This is a genomic window from Vibrio owensii, assembly GCF_002021755.1.
Classification (GTDB): domain Bacteria; phylum Pseudomonadota; class Gammaproteobacteria; order Enterobacterales; family Vibrionaceae; genus Vibrio; species Vibrio owensii.
In genome coordinates this window covers 1,360,251-1,379,066 of sequence record NZ_CP019959.1, presented here as the reverse complement: position 1 = coordinate 1,379,066, position 18,816 = coordinate 1,360,251, and the positions used below count along the sequence as shown (strand labels likewise).

14 protein-coding genes are annotated in these 18,816 nt (G+C 46.0%); 12 read left to right on the top strand and 2 right to left on the bottom strand.

Annotation, left to right across the window (positions count from 1 at the left end):
* The first annotated feature begins 15 nt into the window (after positions 1-15).
* The 7 genes from ftsW (at position 16) to lpxC (ending at position 8,272) form a co-directional block, all read left to right on the top strand.
* The gene (gene ftsW, locus A9237_RS06095) at positions 16-1,212 is read left to right on the top strand and encodes a cell division protein FtsW (protein ID WP_005436129.1); all 1,197 of its coding nucleotides are present in this window, start codon (positions 16-18) and stop codon (positions 1,210-1,212) included.
* Positions 1,199-2,266: an undecaprenyldiphospho-muramoylpentapeptide beta-N-acetylglucosaminyltransferase gene (gene murG, locus A9237_RS06090; RefSeq protein WP_078607847.1), complete on the top strand. Its 1,068-nt coding sequence runs from the start codon at positions 1,199-1,201 to the stop codon at positions 2,264-2,266. Before ftsW ends, murG begins: the two co-directional genes overlap by 14 nt.
* A 22-nt stretch (positions 2,267-2,288) precedes the next feature.
* The gene (gene murC / locus A9237_RS06085; RefSeq protein ID WP_038893967.1) at positions 2,289-3,746 is read left to right on the top strand and encodes a UDP-N-acetylmuramate--L-alanine ligase; all 1,458 of its coding nucleotides are present in this window, start codon (positions 2,289-2,291) and stop codon (positions 3,744-3,746) included.
* Positions 3,747-3,937: 191 nt separating this feature from the next.
* Positions 3,938-4,723, top strand: a complete 786-nt coding sequence (locus A9237_RS06080) for a cell division protein FtsQ/DivIB (RefSeq protein WP_005436132.1) — start codon at positions 3,938-3,940, stop codon at positions 4,721-4,723.
* Positions 4,716-5,978: a cell division protein FtsA gene (gene ftsA, locus A9237_RS06075; RefSeq protein WP_005436133.1), complete on the top strand. Its 1,263-nt coding sequence runs from the start codon at positions 4,716-4,718 to the stop codon at positions 5,976-5,978. The genes A9237_RS06080 and ftsA overlap by 8 nt, the downstream gene beginning before the upstream one ends.
* 30 nt (positions 5,979-6,008) lie before the next feature.
* Entirely contained in the window at positions 6,009-7,253 is a 1,245-nt protein-coding gene (gene ftsZ / locus A9237_RS06070; protein ID WP_005436149.1) for a cell division protein FtsZ, read from the top strand.
* 101 nt (positions 7,254-7,354) lie between these two features.
* Positions 7,355-8,272 (top strand): UDP-3-O-acyl-N-acetylglucosamine deacetylase, encoded by a 918-nt coding sequence (gene lpxC / locus A9237_RS06065; RefSeq protein WP_005436150.1) that lies wholly within the window; start codon positions 7,355-7,357, stop codon positions 8,270-8,272.
* A gap of 70 nt (positions 8,273-8,342) precedes the next feature.
* On the opposite strand, the gene A9237_RS06060 is transcribed toward lpxC, so the two are convergent.
* Positions 8,343-8,801, bottom strand: a complete 459-nt coding sequence (locus tag A9237_RS06060) for a DUF721 domain-containing protein (RefSeq protein ID WP_005436153.1) — start codon at positions 8,799-8,801, stop codon at positions 8,343-8,345.
* Between the two features lie 420 nt (positions 8,802-9,221).
* On the opposite strand from A9237_RS06060, the gene secA reads away from it, so the two are divergent.
* The 5 genes from secA (at position 9,222) to carB (ending at position 18,217) form a co-directional block, all read left to right on the top strand.
* Entirely contained in the window at positions 9,222-11,951 is a 2,730-nt protein-coding gene (gene secA, locus A9237_RS06055) for a preprotein translocase subunit SecA (RefSeq protein ID WP_020194009.1), read from the top strand.
* A gap of 73 nt (positions 11,952-12,024) precedes the next feature.
* Positions 12,025-12,423: an 8-oxo-dGTP diphosphatase MutT gene (gene mutT, locus A9237_RS06050; RefSeq protein WP_039842384.1), complete on the top strand. Its 399-nt coding sequence runs from the start codon at positions 12,025-12,027 to the stop codon at positions 12,421-12,423.
* Positions 12,424-12,536: 113 nt separating this feature from the next.
* A complete protein-coding gene (gene dapB / locus A9237_RS06045) occupies positions 12,537-13,346 on the top strand; it encodes a 4-hydroxy-tetrahydrodipicolinate reductase (RefSeq protein ID WP_005425407.1) in 810 nt (269 codons plus the stop codon).
* Positions 13,347-13,827: 481 nt separating this feature from the next.
* On the top strand, positions 13,828-14,967 hold the full coding sequence (carA, locus tag A9237_RS06040; protein ID WP_010445883.1) for a glutamine-hydrolyzing carbamoyl-phosphate synthase small subunit: 1,140 nt from the start codon (positions 13,828-13,830) through the stop codon (positions 14,965-14,967).
* A 16-nt stretch (positions 14,968-14,983) separates the two neighbouring features.
* Positions 14,984-18,217, top strand: a complete 3,234-nt coding sequence (gene carB, locus A9237_RS06035; protein WP_078607846.1) for a carbamoyl-phosphate synthase large subunit — start codon at positions 14,984-14,986, stop codon at positions 18,215-18,217.
* 97 nt (positions 18,218-18,314) lie between these two features.
* On the opposite strand, the gene A9237_RS06030 is transcribed toward carB, so the two are convergent.
* Positions 18,315-18,779: a hypothetical protein gene (locus A9237_RS06030; RefSeq protein ID WP_078607845.1), complete on the bottom strand. Its 465-nt coding sequence runs from the start codon at positions 18,777-18,779 to the stop codon at positions 18,315-18,317.
* Positions 18,780-18,816 lie beyond the last annotated feature (37 nt).

The following is an 18,816-nucleotide window of genomic DNA, read 5'->3' as shown; positions in this document are numbered from 1 at the left end:
AAGGTCACACACTTCGTGGGTTTAGGTAACGTTAAACGCAGCATTGGCACTTGGCTTAAGCATCCTGCACCAGAGGCGCTCTTTGATCGTCAACTTGTCTGGATTGCGCTGGGTTTGATGTTAACTGGCTTGGTGATGGTGACGTCGGCATCATTCCCGATCAGCTCACGTTTAACGGATCAACCGTTTCACTTCATGTTCCGCCACGCCACTTTCTTGGTGCTGGCGATTGGTGTTTCCTCCGTTATCCTCCAAGTACCTCTAGAGCAATGGTTTAAGAGAAGTCACTACCTTCTATGGATAGCTTTTGGATTGCTCATCATCGTATTGGTGGCAGGTAAATCGGTAAACGGTGCATCCCGCTGGATACCGCTTGGCCTTTTCAACTTGCAGCCTGCCGAGGTGGCGAAGCTCTCCTTGTTTGTCTTTATGTCCGGTTATCTGGTGCGTAAGCAAGATGAAGTGCGTCAAACCTTCTTCGGCGGTTTCATGAAGCCGATTATGGTGTTCGCCTTCTTCGCCGTGTTGCTGCTAGGGCAGCCCGATTTAGGTACCGTCGTCGTAATGTTGGTGACCTTGTTCGGTATGCTATTCATCGCCGGCGCTAAACTGACGCAATTCTTAGCTCTGATGATTGCCGGTATCGGTGCCGTAGTTGGCCTCATCTTGGTAGAGCCATATCGTATTCGCCGTGTGACGTCATTCTTAGACCCTTGGGAAGACCCATTCGGCAGCGGTTATCAGCTCACTCAGTCACTCATGGCGTTTGGTCGAGGTGAGTGGTTTGGTCAAGGTCTCGGTAACTCAATTCAAAAACTCGAATATCTACCAGAAGCACACACTGACTTCGTATTTGCGGTGTTAGCAGAAGAGCTTGGCTTTGTAGGCGTAGTATTGGTGTTGATGCTGATCTTCAGCTTGGTACTTAAAGCCGTTTACATCGGCAAGCGCGCTTTTGATGAAGGCGAAATGTTTGGTGGTTACCTCGCATTTGGTATCGGCATTTGGTTTGCTTTTCAGACTTTGGTTAACGTCGGCGCGGCTGCTGGTATTGTTCCAACCAAAGGTCTTACTCTACCGCTGATCAGTTACGGTGGTTCGAGTCTTATTATCATGTCCGTGGCAGTATCTATCTTGCTGCGAATCGATCACGAGTGCCGCTTAAAGCGCGGTCAGAAAGAATCAGAACAACAAATCGATGAAGAAAAATAAACGTTTGATGGTGATGGCTGGTGGTACTGGCGGTCACGTGTTCCCAGGTCTTGCGGTAGCGAAACAGCTACAAGAGCAAGGTTGGGAGATTCGCTGGTTAGGCACCGCGGATAGAATGGAAGCTGATTTGGTGCCAAAACACGGTATTGAAATCGACTTTATCAAAGTAAAAGGTCTACGAGGTCAAGGCGTTAAGCGTCTTCTTGCGGCACCATTTCAAATTATCAATGCCATCATGCAGGCTCGTGCGCACATGAAACGCTGGCAGCCAGACGCAGTGCTTGGCATGGGCGGTTATGTGAGTGGCCCTGGTGGTATTGCCGCTTGGATGAGTGGCATTCCTGTAGTGCTGCACGAGCAAAATGCAGTAGCAGGTTTAACGAACCAATGGCTATCAAAAATCGCTAAGAAGGTTTTTCAGGCTTTCCCGGGCGCTTTTCCAAATGCTGAAGTGGTTGGTAACCCAGTTCGTGAAGACGTGACTCAATTAGCTGCGCCAAGCGAGCGTATGCAAGAACGCCAAGGTCCAATTCGCATTTTGGTGATGGGTGGCAGCCAAGGCGCACGTATTCTTAACCAAACTCTGCCAGAAGTGATGGCGAAATTGGGCGAAGATTACTGTATTCGTCATCAAGCGGGCAAAGGTGCCGCCGAAGAAGTGAACGCAGCATACCAAGCTAATGGTGTGGTAAATGCAGAAGTAACGGAGTTCATTGATGACGTGGCAGAAGCTTACGCATGGGCTGACCTTTTAGTTTGTCGCTCTGGAGCGTTAACCGTTTCTGAAGTATCAGCAGCAGGTGTAGGCGCTATTTTTGTTCCGTTTATGCATAAAGACCGCCAGCAGGCACTGAACGCTGACCACTTGGTGGATTGCGGCGCGGCGCAAATGATTGAACAACCAGATTTAACCGTTGAGTCACTGACTCAGCAGATCCAACAATTGGATCGACAAGCTTTACTTACAATGGCTGAGCAAGCGCGTGGCGCTGCAAAATTGAATGCTGACCGAGTTGTCGCACAAGCCATTGTCGCTTTGACCGAAAAGCGTTAACGAATTATTGAGAATAGAATTGATGACAATCCAACATACACAAGACTTAGCTCAGATTCGCGCAATGGTGCCAGAGATGCGCCGCGTGAAATCCATCCACTTCATCGGTATTGGTGGTGCGGGCATGAGCGGCATTGCAGAAGTGCTGTTGAACGAAGGCTACCAAATCACAGGTTCTGACCTATCAGAGAACCCAGTGACAGAGCGTTTGGTATCAAAAGGTGCAACCGTATTTATCGGCCACCAAGCGAGCAATGTAGAAAAAGCCAGTGTGGTTGTTGTGTCAACGGCGATCAACGAAGAAAACCCAGAAGTGATGGCGGCACGTGAATTACGTATCCCTATCGTACGCCGCGCAGAGATGTTGGCTGAATTGATGCGATTCCGTCACGGTATTGCTGTCGCAGGTACACACGGCAAAACGACGACGACCGCTCTTGTCACTCAGATCTATTCTGAAGCAGGCCTTGATCCAACGTTTGTAAACGGTGGTCTGGTAAAGAGCGCGGGTACAAATGCGCGCCTAGGTTCTAGCCGAATTTTGATTGCTGAAGCAGACGAAAGTGATGCTTCATTCTTGCACCTGCAACCTATGGTGAGCATCGTAACAAACATCGAAGCTGACCACATGGATACTTACGGTGGTGACTTTGAAACCTTGAAGCAAACCTTCATCGATTTCCTTCACAACCTACCGTTTTATGGTCAAGCGATTGTATGCATCGACGATCCTGTGATTCGTGAGCTGATTCCGCGTATTAGCCGCCAAGTGATTACTTACGGCTTCTCTGAGGATGCCGACGTACGTATCGAGAATTACCATCAAGAAGGCCAGCAAGGCAAATTCACCGTGGTACGCGAAGGTCGTGCGAATCTGGATATCACACTAAACATCCCTGGTCGTCACAATGCACTCAATGCATCAGCAGCGATTGCCGTAGCGACAGAAGACGACATCAGTGATGAAGCAATCCTAAAAGCAATGGCAGGTACTCAAGGTACAGGTCGTCGCTTTGATCATTTAGGCGAGTTTGATACTGGCAACGGCAATGCAATGCTTGTTGATGACTACGGTCACCACCCAACAGAAGTGGACGTAACAATTAATGCTGCGCGCAGTGGATGGCAAGACAAGCGTTTGGTGATGATTTTCCAACCGCACCGTTATAGCCGAACTCGTGATTTATACGATGACTTTGCGAATGTACTTGAGCAGGTTGACGTTCTCATCATGTTGGACGTTTACGCGGCTGGTGAAAAGCCAATTGCAGGTGCTGATGGCCGTGCTTTATGCCGAACTATCCGCAGTCGTGGGAAGGTGGATCCAATTTTTGTTCCTGAAATAGAGCAATTGCCTTCAGTTTTAGCTAACGTTATACAAGACGGCGACCTGATTTTGACGCAAGGCGCGGGTGATGTCGGTAAAGTAGCGAAGCAACTTGCAGCACTTGAATTAAACATTAACAAGATGCTCGGCTAACAGCGACGATTGACGCAAAGCACAGAGAAAGACCTAGATCTCGATTTTGCGTCAAGAACGTTGTGATTTATCGCTATCAGTGTTTGATAGTTTACAAGAGCTCAGTATAATCCCAAGGTTAAAGTCAATACTTTTGCCGATGTTAGCTAAATCGGTGAAAAGTACAGGACAAAAGTCAGGAAACGAAGACGTTGTTGAATATTGCACTGAATGAAGAGCGACTTAACACGGATAACAATCGTGGTCGCCAAGATAAAATTTTAGGTGCGCTATTTTTCGTTGTCGTGGTGACCTTAATTAGTTCTGTTTTGTACTCAGCGATCAGTTGGATGTGGGATGACCAAAGGTTACCTCTCTCCAAAATTGTGCTTCAAGGTAAATTGGAGTACGTCACTGCAGACGATGTTCAAGCGGCGTTTAGCCAGATTGATCATATCGGCACCTTCATGTCGCAAGACATTGATGTGCTGCAGCATAGTGTAGAAGCCATTCCTTGGGTTGCGCATGCCGCAATTCGCAAGCAGTGGCCGGACACGGTAAAAGTATTTTTGACAGAACATCGCCCTGTAGCCATCTGGAATGGCAACGAACTGTTAGACAATAATGGTTTGGTATTCGAAGGCGATGTCGGCCTGCTAAAGGAAGAGAAAGTTAAGTTATATGGACCCAATGAAACCGGGCCGGAAGTCTTGCAAACCTATCGCGAACTCCGACCTAAGTTCCAAACACTGGGTCTAGCTATATCGTCTCTAGTATTAAACGAGCGACGAGCTTGGCAAATCATCCTTGATAACGGTATTCGACTAGAGCTCGGTAAAGAGTCTCTGGATGAGCGTATAGAGCGTTTTTTCTCGCTTTATAACAAGCTTGGCAGTGATACTCAAAGAATCAGTTATATCGATCTTAGGTACGATACTGGAGCCGCCGTTGGGTGGTTTCCTGAACATGAGTTAGAACAAGAGAGTACGAATGACTAAGGCCGCTGATGACAACATTATTGTTGGTCTTGATATAGGCACTGCAACCGTATCAGCTCTAGTGGGTGAGATTCTACCGGATGGCCAAATAAATATTATTGGTGCGGGTAGCAGCCCTTCACGTGGCATGGATAAAGGCGGCGTGAATGATTTGGAGTCGGTTGTAAAATCAGTACAACGCGCAGTTGATCAAGCTGAGTTAATGGCGGAATGCCAAATCAGCCGAGTATTCATTTCGTTGTCTGGTAAGCATATCGCAAGCCGAATTGAAAAAGGCATGGGCACTATATCGGACGAGGAAGTTTCTCAAGAAGATATGGATCGCGCTATCCATACTGCAAAATCGATTAAAATCGGTGATGAACAGCGAATCCTTCACGTGATTCCGCAAGAGTTCACCATCGACTACCAAGAGGGCATTAAAAACCCGCTTGGTTTATCAGGAGTGAGAATGGAAGTGAGTGTCCATTTGATCTCATGCCATAATGATATGGCACGCAATATTATTAAGGCAGTAGAACGCTGCGGCCTTAAGGTAGAGCAACTTGTGTTTTCTGGGCTTGCTGCAAGTAATGCGGTAATTACCGAGGACGAAAGAGAGCTTGGGGTTTGTGTGGTCGATATCGGCGCTGGTACGATGGATGTTTCTATCTGGACCGGTGGTGCGTTACGTCACACTGAAGTATTTTCTTACGCAGGAAATGCGGTAACTAGCGATATTGCCTTTGCTTTTGGTACGCCAGTGAGCGATGCTGAAGAAATAAAAGTCAAATATGGCTGTGCCTTGAGTGAACTAGTCAGTAAGGATGACACGGTTAACGTTCCAAGCGTGGGTGGCCGACCTTCACGTAGTCTGCAACGTCAGACTTTGTCAGAAGTGATTGAGCCGCGATACTCAGAGCTTATGGGACTGGTTAACCAAACTATCGACTCTGTACAAGCGAAATTGCGCGAAGAGGGCATCAAGCACCATCTCGCCGCGGGTGTAGTTCTCACCGGCGGTGCTGCGCAAATCGAAGGAGTGGTAGAATGTGCGGAACGCGTATTCCGCAACCAAGTAAGGGTCGGCAAACCGCTCGAAGTCAGCGGCTTAACTGACTATGTAAAAGAGCCGTACCATTCTACGGCAGTTGGATTACTTCATTACGCAAGAGACATGCAGTCTAGCGACGATAGCGATTATAATGAACCTAAGCGCTCATCTGTTACTGGCTTTTTCGGTAAATTGCGTAATTGGATACAAAAAGAGTTTTAACCTGAGTTGCAGGATAAACGGAGACAACACATGTTTGAACCGATGATGGAAATGTCTGACGATGCAGTAATCAAGGTCGTTGGAGTTGGTGGCGGCGGTGGTAACGCTGTTGAACACATGGTGCGTGAATCCATCGAAGGTGTGGAATTCATCAGCGTCAACACTGATGCGCAAGCACTTCGTAAGACAAGCGTTGGCAATGTCATTCAGATTGGTGGTGATATCACTAAAGGTCTGGGTGCAGGTGCGAATCCACAGGTCGGCCGTGAGGCAGCTCTCGAAGACAGAGATCGAATTAAAGATTCCCTAACTGGTGCCGATATGGTGTTTATCGCAGCTGGTATGGGTGGCGGTACAGGTACTGGTGCAGCACCTGTTATTGCTGAAGTAGCTAAAGAGCTTGGCATTCTTACTGTTGCGGTAGTAACAAAACCGTTCAGCTTTGAAGGCAAAAAACGTTTGGCATTTGCTGAGCAAGGTATCGATGAGCTGTCTAAGCACGTTGACTCTTTGATCACGATTCCAAACGAGAAGCTACTTAAAGTACTTGGTCGTGGTGTAACGCTGCTAGAAGCATTTGCAAGCGCGAACGACGTTCTTAAGAACGCGGTTCAAGGTATTGCAGAGCTAATCACTCGTCCTGGCATGATCAACGTCGACTTCGCAGACGTACGTACTGTGATGTCAGAGATGGGTCATGCAATGATGGGTAGCGGCATCGCGAAAGGCGAAGATCGTGCGGAAGAAGCAGCAGAAATGGCAATTTCTAGCCCGCTTCTAGAAGATATCGATCTAGCAGGCGCTCGTGGTGTTCTTGTTAACATCACTGCTGGTTTGGATATGCGTCTGGACGAGTTTGAGACAGTGGGTAACACAGTGAAAGCATTTGCTTCTGACAATGCGACAGTGGTTATCGGTACTTCTCTAGACCCAGATATGACTGACGAAATCCGTGTAACAGTTGTTGCTACGGGTATCGGCAACGAGAAAAAACCAGACATCACGCTAGTTGCGGGTGGCAAAGCGAAAGTAGCTCCAACAGCTGCTCCGCAAACTCAACCACAACAGCAAGCTGCAGCGCCACAAGCTGAAGAGAAACCGGCACAGACCTTGCAAACTACTCCAGTGCAAGAGAAGCCACAGGTAACTCCTCAGCCGACAAACACAGTTTCATCTCCTGCTTCTTCTGCGAGCCAAAGCTCTGCAGCACCAAAGCAAGAGAAAGAAAGCGGTTATTTAGATATACCGGCATTTTTGCGTCGTCAGGCTGATTAATCTTTAACCCATAAATTTGACATAGCTCAAAATTATGGTAGCATTCACGGTCGACGTTACAGACGGCCGTGTTTTGTAGCATATTTTAGAGAGGCAAGCAGATGATCAGACAACGTACTCTGAAAGAAATAGTGAAAACAACTGGTGTGGGTCTCCACTCTGGTCGTAAAGTCACACTTACTCTGCGCCCAGCTGCTGCTAATACAGGTATCATTTACCGTCGTACAGATGTAAACCCACCTGTAGATTTCCCAGCTGATCCTGCGTCTGTTCGTGACACTATGCTATGTACAGCACTAGTGAACGACGAAGGCGTGCGTATTTCAACTGTTGAACACTTGAACGCGGCACTTGCTGGTATGGGCATCGACAACATTATTGTTGAAGTTGACGCACCTGAAATTCCAATCATGGATGGTAGCGCTAGCCCATTCGTATACTTGCTACAACAAGCAGGTATCGAAACGCAAAATGCACCTAAGCGTTTTATCCGTATTAAGAAACCAGTTCGTTTTGAAGATGGCGATAAGTGGGCAGAGTTTGTTCCATTTAACGGCTTCCGTATGGACTTCGAAATTGAATTCAACCACCCTGCGATCGAATCAGACGAGCAACGTCTTCTGTTTGATTTCTCATCTCAAGGTTTCGTTCGCGAGATCTCTCGTGCACGTACGTTTGGTTTCATGCGTGATATCGAATATCTACAATCCCAGAACCTAGTTCTTGGTGGTAGCTTCGATAACGCAATCGTACTGGATGATTACCGTATTCTTAATGAAGAAGGTCTACGCTTTGATAATGAGTTTGTTACTCATAAAGTATTGGACGCGATTGGTGACCTTTACATGTGTGGTCACGCAATTATCGGTGAATTCCGTGCGTTCAAATCAGGCCATGGTCTAAACAACCAACTTCTACGTGCTGTTCTTGCAGATCAAGAAGCATGGGAATGGACAACATTCGAAGAAGAAGAAGGTTCACCAGTTGCTTTTGCACAACCAAACATGGTTCTAGCGTAAAATACGCCAACGCAAACAAATTAATAAAGCCAGGCAATGCCTGGCTTTTTAGTATCTGAAGCTTTGTTATCTATTTTTCGCTATTCTTTTCTGCCATATCGGCAAGGCGTTTCAAACGTTCTTGGATCTTTGGTGGTGCCATATCCGCAATGATTAACAACGAGTTTGCCGCCGATTCAGTTAATGGTGGACGCTTAGGTTTGTTCTCTTGCTCAAACCGATTACGATATAAAGACGGATTAATCCGAACTTCCACACTCATCAATTTGGCAAAACCTTGCGTTCGCAATTTATTTAGGATCATTAGGCGATCGTAGTCGATCTTCATTTTGATCGCAGCACTCGATACATCAATCAATAAATGACCATTACGCACATTCGCTACTCGGCAATGATCTGCTGTTCCTTTTGGTAAGATCTCTTGAACTGCTTGATTCAGCTGTAGGATCTCTCCAGCATGTTCTTGAATCTGTTTAAACTGTGATTCAGCAATAAGATCGTCTGTTGAGGTTGGGCGATGATCACGCATAGGTAAAATCTAATTTTGTTGAGATATTGGTATTCTAGAGCAGCTTTCTGCTTAGGTATAGTTTACATTATGGCCTTTATTTTCAGTTCAGCCTGACAATTTGGGTTTAGCAAGTTAGGGCGGATTGTTTTGAAAATGCTGACTTTACGTCTTGAGCCTTATGCAATACTGGCTAATCCGCCATCAGTTTGTCTAAAAACTTACGAGTGCTTCAAACAAATACGTCTATTTATGGTTGTATCGATGAAAAATCCTTACACTAAGCCACATTGATTCAAAATTTAGCCTTGAAATATGGATGTTTGAACTCAATATCTTTGATAAATGATTTATCTCAGTATTCTTAGTTCCAAACTGGCAGAGACTGAAGGCATTACGAGTAGATCGGGAACGGTCTGATTAAAGAGAGATTCACGAAAAATGATAGCTAAGCTACTGACAAAAGTAATTGGCAGTCGCAACGACCGAACACTGCGCCGCCTTAGAAAAATTGTAAAAGAGATCAATAACTACGAACCAACGTTCGAAGCACTTTCAGATGAAGAGCTAAAAGCTAAAACTGTTGAGTTCCGTGAACGCCTAGAGCAAGGCGAAACTCTTGATAAGCTACTTCCAGAAGCTTTTGCTACTGTTCGTGAAGCATCTAAGCGTGTTTACGGTATGCGTCACTTCGACGTTCAGCTTATCGGTGGTATGGTACTGAACGGCGGCCAAATCGCGGAAATGCGTACTGGTGAAGGTAAAACTCTAACTGCAACCCTTCCAGCTTACCTAAACGCACTTCCAGGTAAAGGTGTACACGTAGTAACGGTGAACGATTACCTAGCAACACGTGATGCTGAGACAAACCGTCCACTATTTGAATTCTTAGGTATGACCGTTGGCGTGAACGTGCCAAACATGCCTCCTCAAGCGAAAAAAGAAGCGTACCAAGCTGATATCCTATACGGAACAAACAACGAGTTTGGCTTTGACTACTTGCGTGACAACATGGCTTTCCGCAATGAAGACCGTGTTCAACGTGAGCGTTTCTTCGCTGTAGTCGATGAGGTGGACTCAATCCTTATCGATGAAGCTCGTACTCCACTGATTATCTCTGGTCCTGCTGAAGACAGTTCAGAACTATATACTCGTATCAACCTACTTATTCCACATCTGCAAAAGCAAGATAAAGAAGACTCTGAAGAGTACCGCGGCGACGGTCACTACACAGTTGATGAGAAATCTAAGCAAGTTCACCTAACAGAAACGGGTCAAGAATTCGTTGAAGAACTAATGGTGAAAAATGGTCTGATGGAAGAGGGTGATACACTTTACTCTCCAACTAACATCAGCCTGCTGCACCACGTGAACGCAGCACTTCGTGCACACGTATTGTTCGAGCGCAACGTAGATTACATCGTCAATGATGACGGTGAAGTGGTTATCGTTGATGAACATACCGGTCGTACAATGGCTGGTCGTCGTTGGTCTGAAGGTCTTCACCAAGCGGTTGAAGCGAAAGAAGGCGTTAAGATTCAAAACGAAAACCAAACGCTGGCTTCGATTACTTTCCAGAACTACTTCCGTCTATACGAAAAACTGTCAGGCATGACAGGTACAGCAGATACAGAAGCATTCGAATTCCAATCGATTTACGGTCTAGAGACAGTGGTTATCCCAACCAACAAACCTATGATCCGTAACGATATGCCAGATGTGGTTTACCGTACTGAAGCTGAGAAATTTGCTGCAATCATCGAAGACATCAAAGAGCGCGTAGAGAAAGGTCAACCATCTCTAGTGGGTACGGTTTCTATCGAGAAATCAGAGCTTCTTTCTAATGCACTTAAGAAAGCAAAGATTAAGCACAACGTACTAAACGCTAAGTTCCACGAACGCGAAGCAGAGATCGTTGCAGAAGCAGGTACACCTGGTGCGGTAACCATCGCAACTAACATGGCTGGTCGTGGTACCGATATCGTGTTGGGTGGTAGCTGGCAAGCGAAAGTAGAAGCGCTTCAAGATCCAACCAAAGAACAGATCGATGCTATCAAAGCTGAGTGGAAACAAGTTCACGATCAAGTACTAGAAGCTGGTGGTCTACACATCATCGGTACTGAGCGTCACGAATCTCGTCGTATCGATAACCAGCTACGTGGTCGTTCTGGTCGTCAAGGTGACGCAGGTTCATCTCGTTTCTACCTATCAATGGAAGATTCACTACTGCGTATCTTTACTTCGGACCGTATGGCTAGCCTTATCCAAAGCGGTATGGAAGAAGGTGAAGCGATCGAATCTAAGATGCTGTCTCGTTCAATCGAAAAAGCACAGCGTAAAGTGGAAGGTCGTAACTTCGATATCCGTAAACAGCTTCTTGAATACGATGACGTAGCGAACGATCAACGTAAAGTGGTTTACGAATTGCGTGATGAGCTAATGAGTGTTGACGACATTAGCGACATGATCGAGCAAAACCGTGAAGATGTTGTTACTGCGATCATCGACGAATACATTCCACCACAATCTCTAGAAGATATGTGGGATGTAGAAGGTCTTCAAGAGCGCTTGAAAGCAGACTTCGATCTAGATGCGCCTATCAAGCAATGGCTTGAGGAAGACGACAAGCTATACGAAGAAGCGTTACGTGAGAAGATCATCAACCTAGCAGTTGAAGTCTACAAAGCGAAAGAAGAAGTTGTGGGTGCACAAGTGCTTCGTAACTTTGAGAAGTCAGTTATGCTTCAAACGCTAGACACACTTTGGAAAGAGCACCTAGCGGCAATGGATCACCTACGTCAAGGTATCCACCTACGTGGTTACGCGCAGAAGAACCCGAAACAAGAGTACAAGCGTGAATCGTTTGAACTGTTTGAAGGTTTACTAGAAGCGCTGAAAACAGACGTTATCACTGTTCTATCTCGTGTTCGAGTTCAACAACAAGAAGAAGTTGAGCGTATGGAAGAGCAACGTCGTGCACAAGCTGAAGAAGCAGCTCGTCGTGCACAAGCTCAACACGCGGCAGCACAGAACCCACTTTCGGAAGGTGAAGAATCGGAAGAAGGCTCTAACCAACCAATGGTTCGTGAAGAGCGTAAAGTGGGTCGTAATGAGCCTTGCCCATGTGGTAGCGGCAAAAAGTACAAACAATGCCACGGTAAAATTGACTAATACAGTCTGAAAACATAAATAAAGAGTCGCTTAGGCGGCTCTTTTTGTATCGATAGATCTAGGAACGAATCTAATGAAAAGAATTCACATTGTTGCGGCGATCATCTTTAACCAAGACAAGTCGCAAATCTTCATCACCAAACGCCCAAGCGACAAACACAAAGGTGGTTTTTGGGAATTCCCTGGCGGCAAAGTTGAGCAAGGTGAAAGTGTTGAGCAAGCGATGATTCGTGAGCTTGAGGAAGAGATTGGTATTACCGTCACTGAACAAGCTTTGTTTGAGCACTTGGAGTATGACTATCCAGACAAGTCTTTGAAGTTTGATTTTATGACCGTTTCACAATTCAAGAACCAACCGTATGGCCGTGAAGGTCAAGAAGGACGTTGGGTTGATATCAGTGCTCTGCCTGAATACGCCTTTCCTGAGGCGAACGTGCCGATTCTGGAGCGTGTGGTTAAAGAGTTTTCTTAACCTGCATCTAACTGTCTTGTGGTTAACACGGGATATTGTTAGTTTAAAAAGATACAGCGAAACGAGAGAAGGCGAGGTAAGCCTCGTTTATCCAGAGAAGGAGAGAAAGCGCAATGGTTCGTATTGCAATCGCAGGAGCTGCCGGCCGTATGGGTCGCAACCTAGTTAAAGCATCACATATCAATCCAGAAGCATCCGTTACTGCTGGTTCTGAACGTCCAGAATCGTCTCTAGTTGGTGTTGATGTAGGTGAACTGTGTGGTGAAGGTAAGTTTGATGTCTTTCTGACGGATGATTTAGCCAAGGAAGTCGACAACTTTGACGTTGTAATCGATTTTACTGCTCCAGTGAGCACGTTAGCGAATCTAGAGCTGTGTAAACAACATGGTAAGAGCATTGTCATCGGTACTACGGGCTTTAGTGAAGAAGAACGTGACCTGATTGATGAAGCCGCAAAGCAAATTCCTGTTGTTATGGCTCCGAACTACTCTGTAGGTGTGAACCTAGTCTTTAAGCTTCTTGAAAAAGCAGCCAAAGTGATGGGCGATTACTGTGATATAGAAATCGTAGAAGCGCATCACCGTCATAAAGTTGATGCTCCGTCTGGTACCGCGATTGGTATGGGTGAAGCCATTGCTGGCGCGATGGGTAACAAACTGAGTGACGTTGCGGTATATGCACGTGAAGGTATCACGGGCGAACGTACGAAAGATGAGATCGGTTTTGCGACTATTCGCGCTGGTGATATTGTCGGTGAGCATACTGCAATGTTTGCTGATATCGGTGAGCGTGTCGAAATTACCCACAAAGCAACGGATCGTATGACCTTTGCTAATGGTGCTGTAAAGGCCGCAGTTTGGTTACATTCTAAACCAGCTGGCTTCTACACCATGACCGATGTCCTCGGGCTAAATGAGCTTTAAATACATAATTATTCGCCGGCGTAAGCCGGCTTTTTTGTATTTGAAGGAGATTATGTAAATAAAATGAGCATGTCATAGGGAGTTAACATCGACACTTTGTTTGTTATTTTAGGTCTTTGGTGTGCTTATTTTGTTGTAACGCTCAAAAGTTAAGGTTGAATCTGCCGGATGAACGTTTGCGCAAAAATCTCGCAAAATTTTGTGATCTGCAATAAGTTCAAATTTGTAAAATTCACAAAAAGGTCATGGTAAGTGGCATGTCGATAGGTAAAACTTACTTTTTTAGGGCTTTTTCTGTTGAAATGCCCTTACTCGCTAGAAAGTAATAATTTATTTTTCAATGTGTGTTGACAGTTTCCAAGTCCGTCTTTAGAATACCGCCAATTTGTCAAAAATACCTGTTTATGTAAATAATCAAGGTAAAGGAAGGCAAATTTGCAGCTTAATTTATTTTTTATGCATTTTTATTCTGGAGGTTGTCTTGGGTAAATTAGCACTGTTAGTCCTAGAAGATGGGACAGTGTTCCGCGGTGTTTCCATTGGAGCAGATGGTATTTCCGTTGGTGAAGTTGTTTTTAATACCTCGATGACGGGGTACCAAGAAATTCTCACTGATCCTTCCTATTCTCAACAAATCGTTACTCTTACTTATCCTCACATTGGCAATACCGGAACCAATTCCGAAGACGAAGAATCTTCTTCAATCCACGCACAAGGCCTTGTGATTCGCGATCTCCCTCTTATCGCTTCTAACTTCCGTAATGAACAATCCCTTTCTGATTACCTCAAGTCGCAAAACATCGTCGGCATTGCAGATATCGACACGCGTAAGCTAACTCGTATCCTGCGTGAAAAAGGTGCTCAAAACGGTTGTATCGTAGCTGGTAACAACCTAGACGAAGCTTTGGCACTAGCGAAAGCAAAAGAATTCCCTGGTTTGAAAGGAATGGATCTTGCGAAAGAGGTTACAACAAAAGAAGCGTATCAATGGAAACAAGGTTCGTGGACGCTTGAGGGTGGACTTCCAGAAGCGAAAGACGACAGCGAATTGCCATATCACGTTGTTGCCTACGACTTCGGCGCAAAACGTAACATCCTGCGCATGTTGGTTGACCGAGGCTGCCGCCTAACGGTTGTTCCTGCTGAAACTTCAGCCGAAGAAGTTCTGGCTCTAAACCCAGATGGCGTTTTCCTATCAAACGGCCCTGGTGACCCAGAACCATGTACTTACGCGATTGAAGCGACAAAAGTATTCCTAGAAAAAGGCCTACCAATCTTTGGTATCTGTCTAGGCCACCAAATCCTTGCGCTAGCATCGGGTGCACAAACAGTGAAAATGAAGTTTGGTCACCACGGCGCAAACCACCCAGTAAAAGATTTGGAGCGTAATGTTGTGATGATTACGTCGCAGAACCACGGTTTTGCAGCAGACGAAGCAACACTACCTGAAAATCTACGTGCTACTCACGTATCGCTATTTGATGGCTCTCTACAAGGTATTCACCGCACAGACAAGCCAGCATTTAGCTTCCAAGGTCACCCTGAAGCGAGCCCAGGTCCACACGACGCGGCACCGCTATTTGACCACTTTATCGAACTAATCAAAAAACACAGCGCTTAATTCGGAGTAGTAGATAATGCCAAAACGTACTGACATTCAAAGTATTCTTATTCTTGGTGCTGGTCCGATTGTTATCGGTCAGGCATGTGAGTTTGACTACTCTGGCGCACAAGCGTGTAAAGCACTGCGTGAAGAGGGTTACCGAGTTATCCTAGTGAACTCTAACCCTGCAACCATCATGACTGACCCAGACATGGCGGATGCAACTTACATCGAGCCAATCCAATGGGAAGTGGTTCGCAACATCATCGCGAAAGAAAAGCCGGATGCAGTACTACCTACAATGGGTGGTCAAACTGCATTGAACTGTGCACTAGACCTAGAGAAGTACGGTGTTCTGGAAGAGTTCGGCGTGGAGATGATTGGTGCGACTGCTGACGCAATCGACAAAGCAGAAGACCGTTCTCGTTTCGATAAGGCGATGAAGTCTATCGGCCTTGAGTGTCCACGTGCTGATACTGCAAAAACGATGGAAGAAGCTTACGCTGTACTCGATATGGTTGGCTTCCCTTGTATCATCCGCCCATCATTCACTATGGGTGGTACTGGCGGTGGTATCGCGTACAACAAAGAAGAGTTCGAAGAGATCTGTCGTCGCGGTCTAGACCTGTCGCCAACTAACGAGCTTCTTATCGATGAATCGCTTATCGGTTGGAAAGAGTACGAGATGGAAGTGGTTCGTGACAAAGCGGACAACTGTATCATCGTATGTGCGATTGAAAACTTTGACCCAATGGGCATCCACACGGGTGACTCAATCACGGTTGCACCAGCGCAAACACTAACAGACAAAGAATACCAGCTAATGCGTAACGCATCTCTAGCAGTACTGCGTGAGATCGGCGTTGAAACTGGTGGTTCAAACGTACAGTTTGGTATCAACCCGAAAGATGGCCGTATGGTTATCATCGAGATGAACCCACGTGTATCTCGCTCTTCTGCTCTAGCTTCAAAAGCAACAGGTTTCCCAATCGCTAAGATTGCAGCGAAACTTGCAGTTGGCTTCACGCTAGACGAACTGATGAACGACATCACTGGCGGCGCTACACCAGCATCATTCGAACCAACCATCGACTACGTAGTAACTAAGATTCCTCGCTTTAACTTCGAGAAATTTGCAGGTGCTAACGACCGTCTAACGACGCAAATGAAGTCAGTTGGTGAGGTTATGGCAATTGGTCGTAACCAACAAGAGTCACTACAAAAAGCACTTCGCGGTCTAGAAGTTGGCGCGACAGGCTTTGACGAGATGGTTGACCTAGATGCACCAGACGCACTGACGAAAATCCGTCATGAGCTGAAAGAAGCAGGCGCAGAGCGTATTTGGTACATTGCGGATGCATTCCGTGCGGGTATGTCAGTAGATGGCGTATTCAACCTAACGCAAATCGACCGCTGGTTCCTAGTTCAAATCGAAGACATCGTGAAGCTTGAGCAAGAGCTAAAAGCAAAAGGTTTCGCTGGTCTAAACAAAGAAGAACTTAACAAGCTGAAGCGTAAAGGTTTTGCTGATGCGCGCCTATCTAAGATTCTAGGTGTTGCGGAAAGCGAAATCCGTCGTCTACGTGACCAGTACGACATTCACCCAGTGTACAAGCGCGTTGATACGTGTGCGGCTGAATTCTCTTCTGATACAGCTTACATGTACTCATCTTACGATGACGAGTGTGAAGCGAGCCCAACAGACAAAGACAAGATCATGATTCTAGGCGGCGGTCCAAACCGTATCGGCCAAGGTATCGAATTTGACTACTGTTGTGTACACGCATCGCTAGCACTGCGTGAAGATGGCTACGAAACTATCATGGTTAACTGTAACCCTGAGACTGTTTCTACGGACTACGACACGTCTGACCGTCTGTACTTCGAACCAGTAACACTGGAAGACGTACTAGCAATCGCTCGTGTTGAGAAGCCAAAAGGCGTTATCGTTCAATACGGTGGTCAAACACCACTGAAACTGGCTCGCGCACTTGAAGCGGCTGGCGTGCCAATCATCGGTACTAGCCCAGATGCAATCGACCGTGCAGAAGACCGTGAGCGTTTCCAAGTTGCTGTTGACCGCCTAGGTCTTCTACAGCCAGAAAACGCGACAGTAACGACGATGGAGCAAGCGGTAGAGAAATCTCGTGAAATCGGTTACCCACTGGTTGTACGTCCTTCTTACGTACTTGGTGGTCGTGCGATGGAAATCGTATACGATGAGCAAGACCTACGTCGCTACTTCAACGAAGCAGTAAGCGTATCAAACGAATCTCCAGTTCTACTAGATAGCTTCCTAGACGACGCAGTTGAAGTGGATATCGATGCTATCTGTGACGGTGAGCGTGTGGTTATCGGCGGTATCATGGAGCACATCGAACAAGCGGGTGTTCACTCAGGTGACTCAGCATGTTCTCTTCCTGCATACACGCTAAGCCAAGAAATCCAAGACGTAATGCGCGAGCAAGTTGAAAAGCTAGCGTTTGAGTTGGGTGTTCGTGGTCTGATGAACACGCAGTTTGCGGTTAAGAACAACCAAGTATACCTAATCGAGGTGAACCCTCGTGCAGCGCGTACAGTACCGTTCGTATCTAAAGCAACGGGTGCACCAATCGCTAAGATTGCTGCGCGTGTAATGGCGGGTCAATCGCTTGAAGCTCAAGGCTTTACGAAAGAAATCATTCCACCTTACTACTCAGTGAAAGAAGTTGTACTTCCATTCAACAAGTTCCCTGGTGTTGACCCACTGTTAGGTCCAGAAATGCGCTCTACTGGTGAGGTTATGGGTGTTGGTGCTACGTTTGCAGAAGCTTACGCGAAAGCAGAGTTGGGTTGTGGCAACATTTACCCAGAAGGTGGTCGTGCACTACTGTCTGTTCGTGCTGGTGACAAAGAGCGCGTTGTGGACCTAGCGTCTAAGCTGACAAAACTTGGTTACCAGTTGGATGCAACACACGGTACAGCTGTCATTCTTGGTGAAGCGGGTATTAACCCACGTCTAGTAAACAAAGTACACGAAGGTCGTCCTCACATTCTTGACCGTATCAAGAACAACGAGTACACCTACATCGTGAACACTGCAGCTGGCCGTCAAGCGATTGAAGACTCTAAAGTTCTGCGTCGCGGTGCACTGGCTGAGAAAGTGAACTACACGACAACGCTAAACGCTGCATTCGCAACTTGTATGGCACACACTGCAGACGCGAAGAGCACAGTAACTTCGGTTCAAGAGCTACACGCAAAAGTGAAAGCTAGCCTAGAAGCGTAATAGATAAAAATCAGTAAGCCTGAAAAATAGGGCTTATATGACAACCTCATTGCCCGCTCATTTGAGCGGGCTTTTTTGTTTAATTAAGCAACTTGTTCTACTTGTTGATATTTTTCATTAGTCTTCGGTGCTCTCTACTACTCTGAGCTAGTTCATAGTAAAAGGTCATGAAGCATTTGTAGGAAGGAGTATTCATCAAATAAAGAGCGAGAATAGGGAGAGCAAGGGCTACCAACCAGAATAGGTCTCCTAATTTTGCTTCTGAAACTCCAAAACATATCGCAATGAAAATCTGTATCGTGGCATTGAAAATATTGATTGGATTTAAGAACTTTAAACCATGAATAATGATCATCCCAAATGGAATCGTTACCAAAAGTGCACCAATACCCATCATTACTACCCAAAAGTAGAATGGACCGTAAGTGGTTGAAATATCGATTAGTTGATCCAGAAAGAAAATATTTAACCCTCCCCCCATTGTTAAAAGCATTATTGCACTTAAAGCTGTAGCGATGCTTTTAGCGGACGGAACGAAGGCTTCTTTTTCTTTACTATTCACAGGCACCTTTTAGTTGCAATTAGGTTATGCATATGAC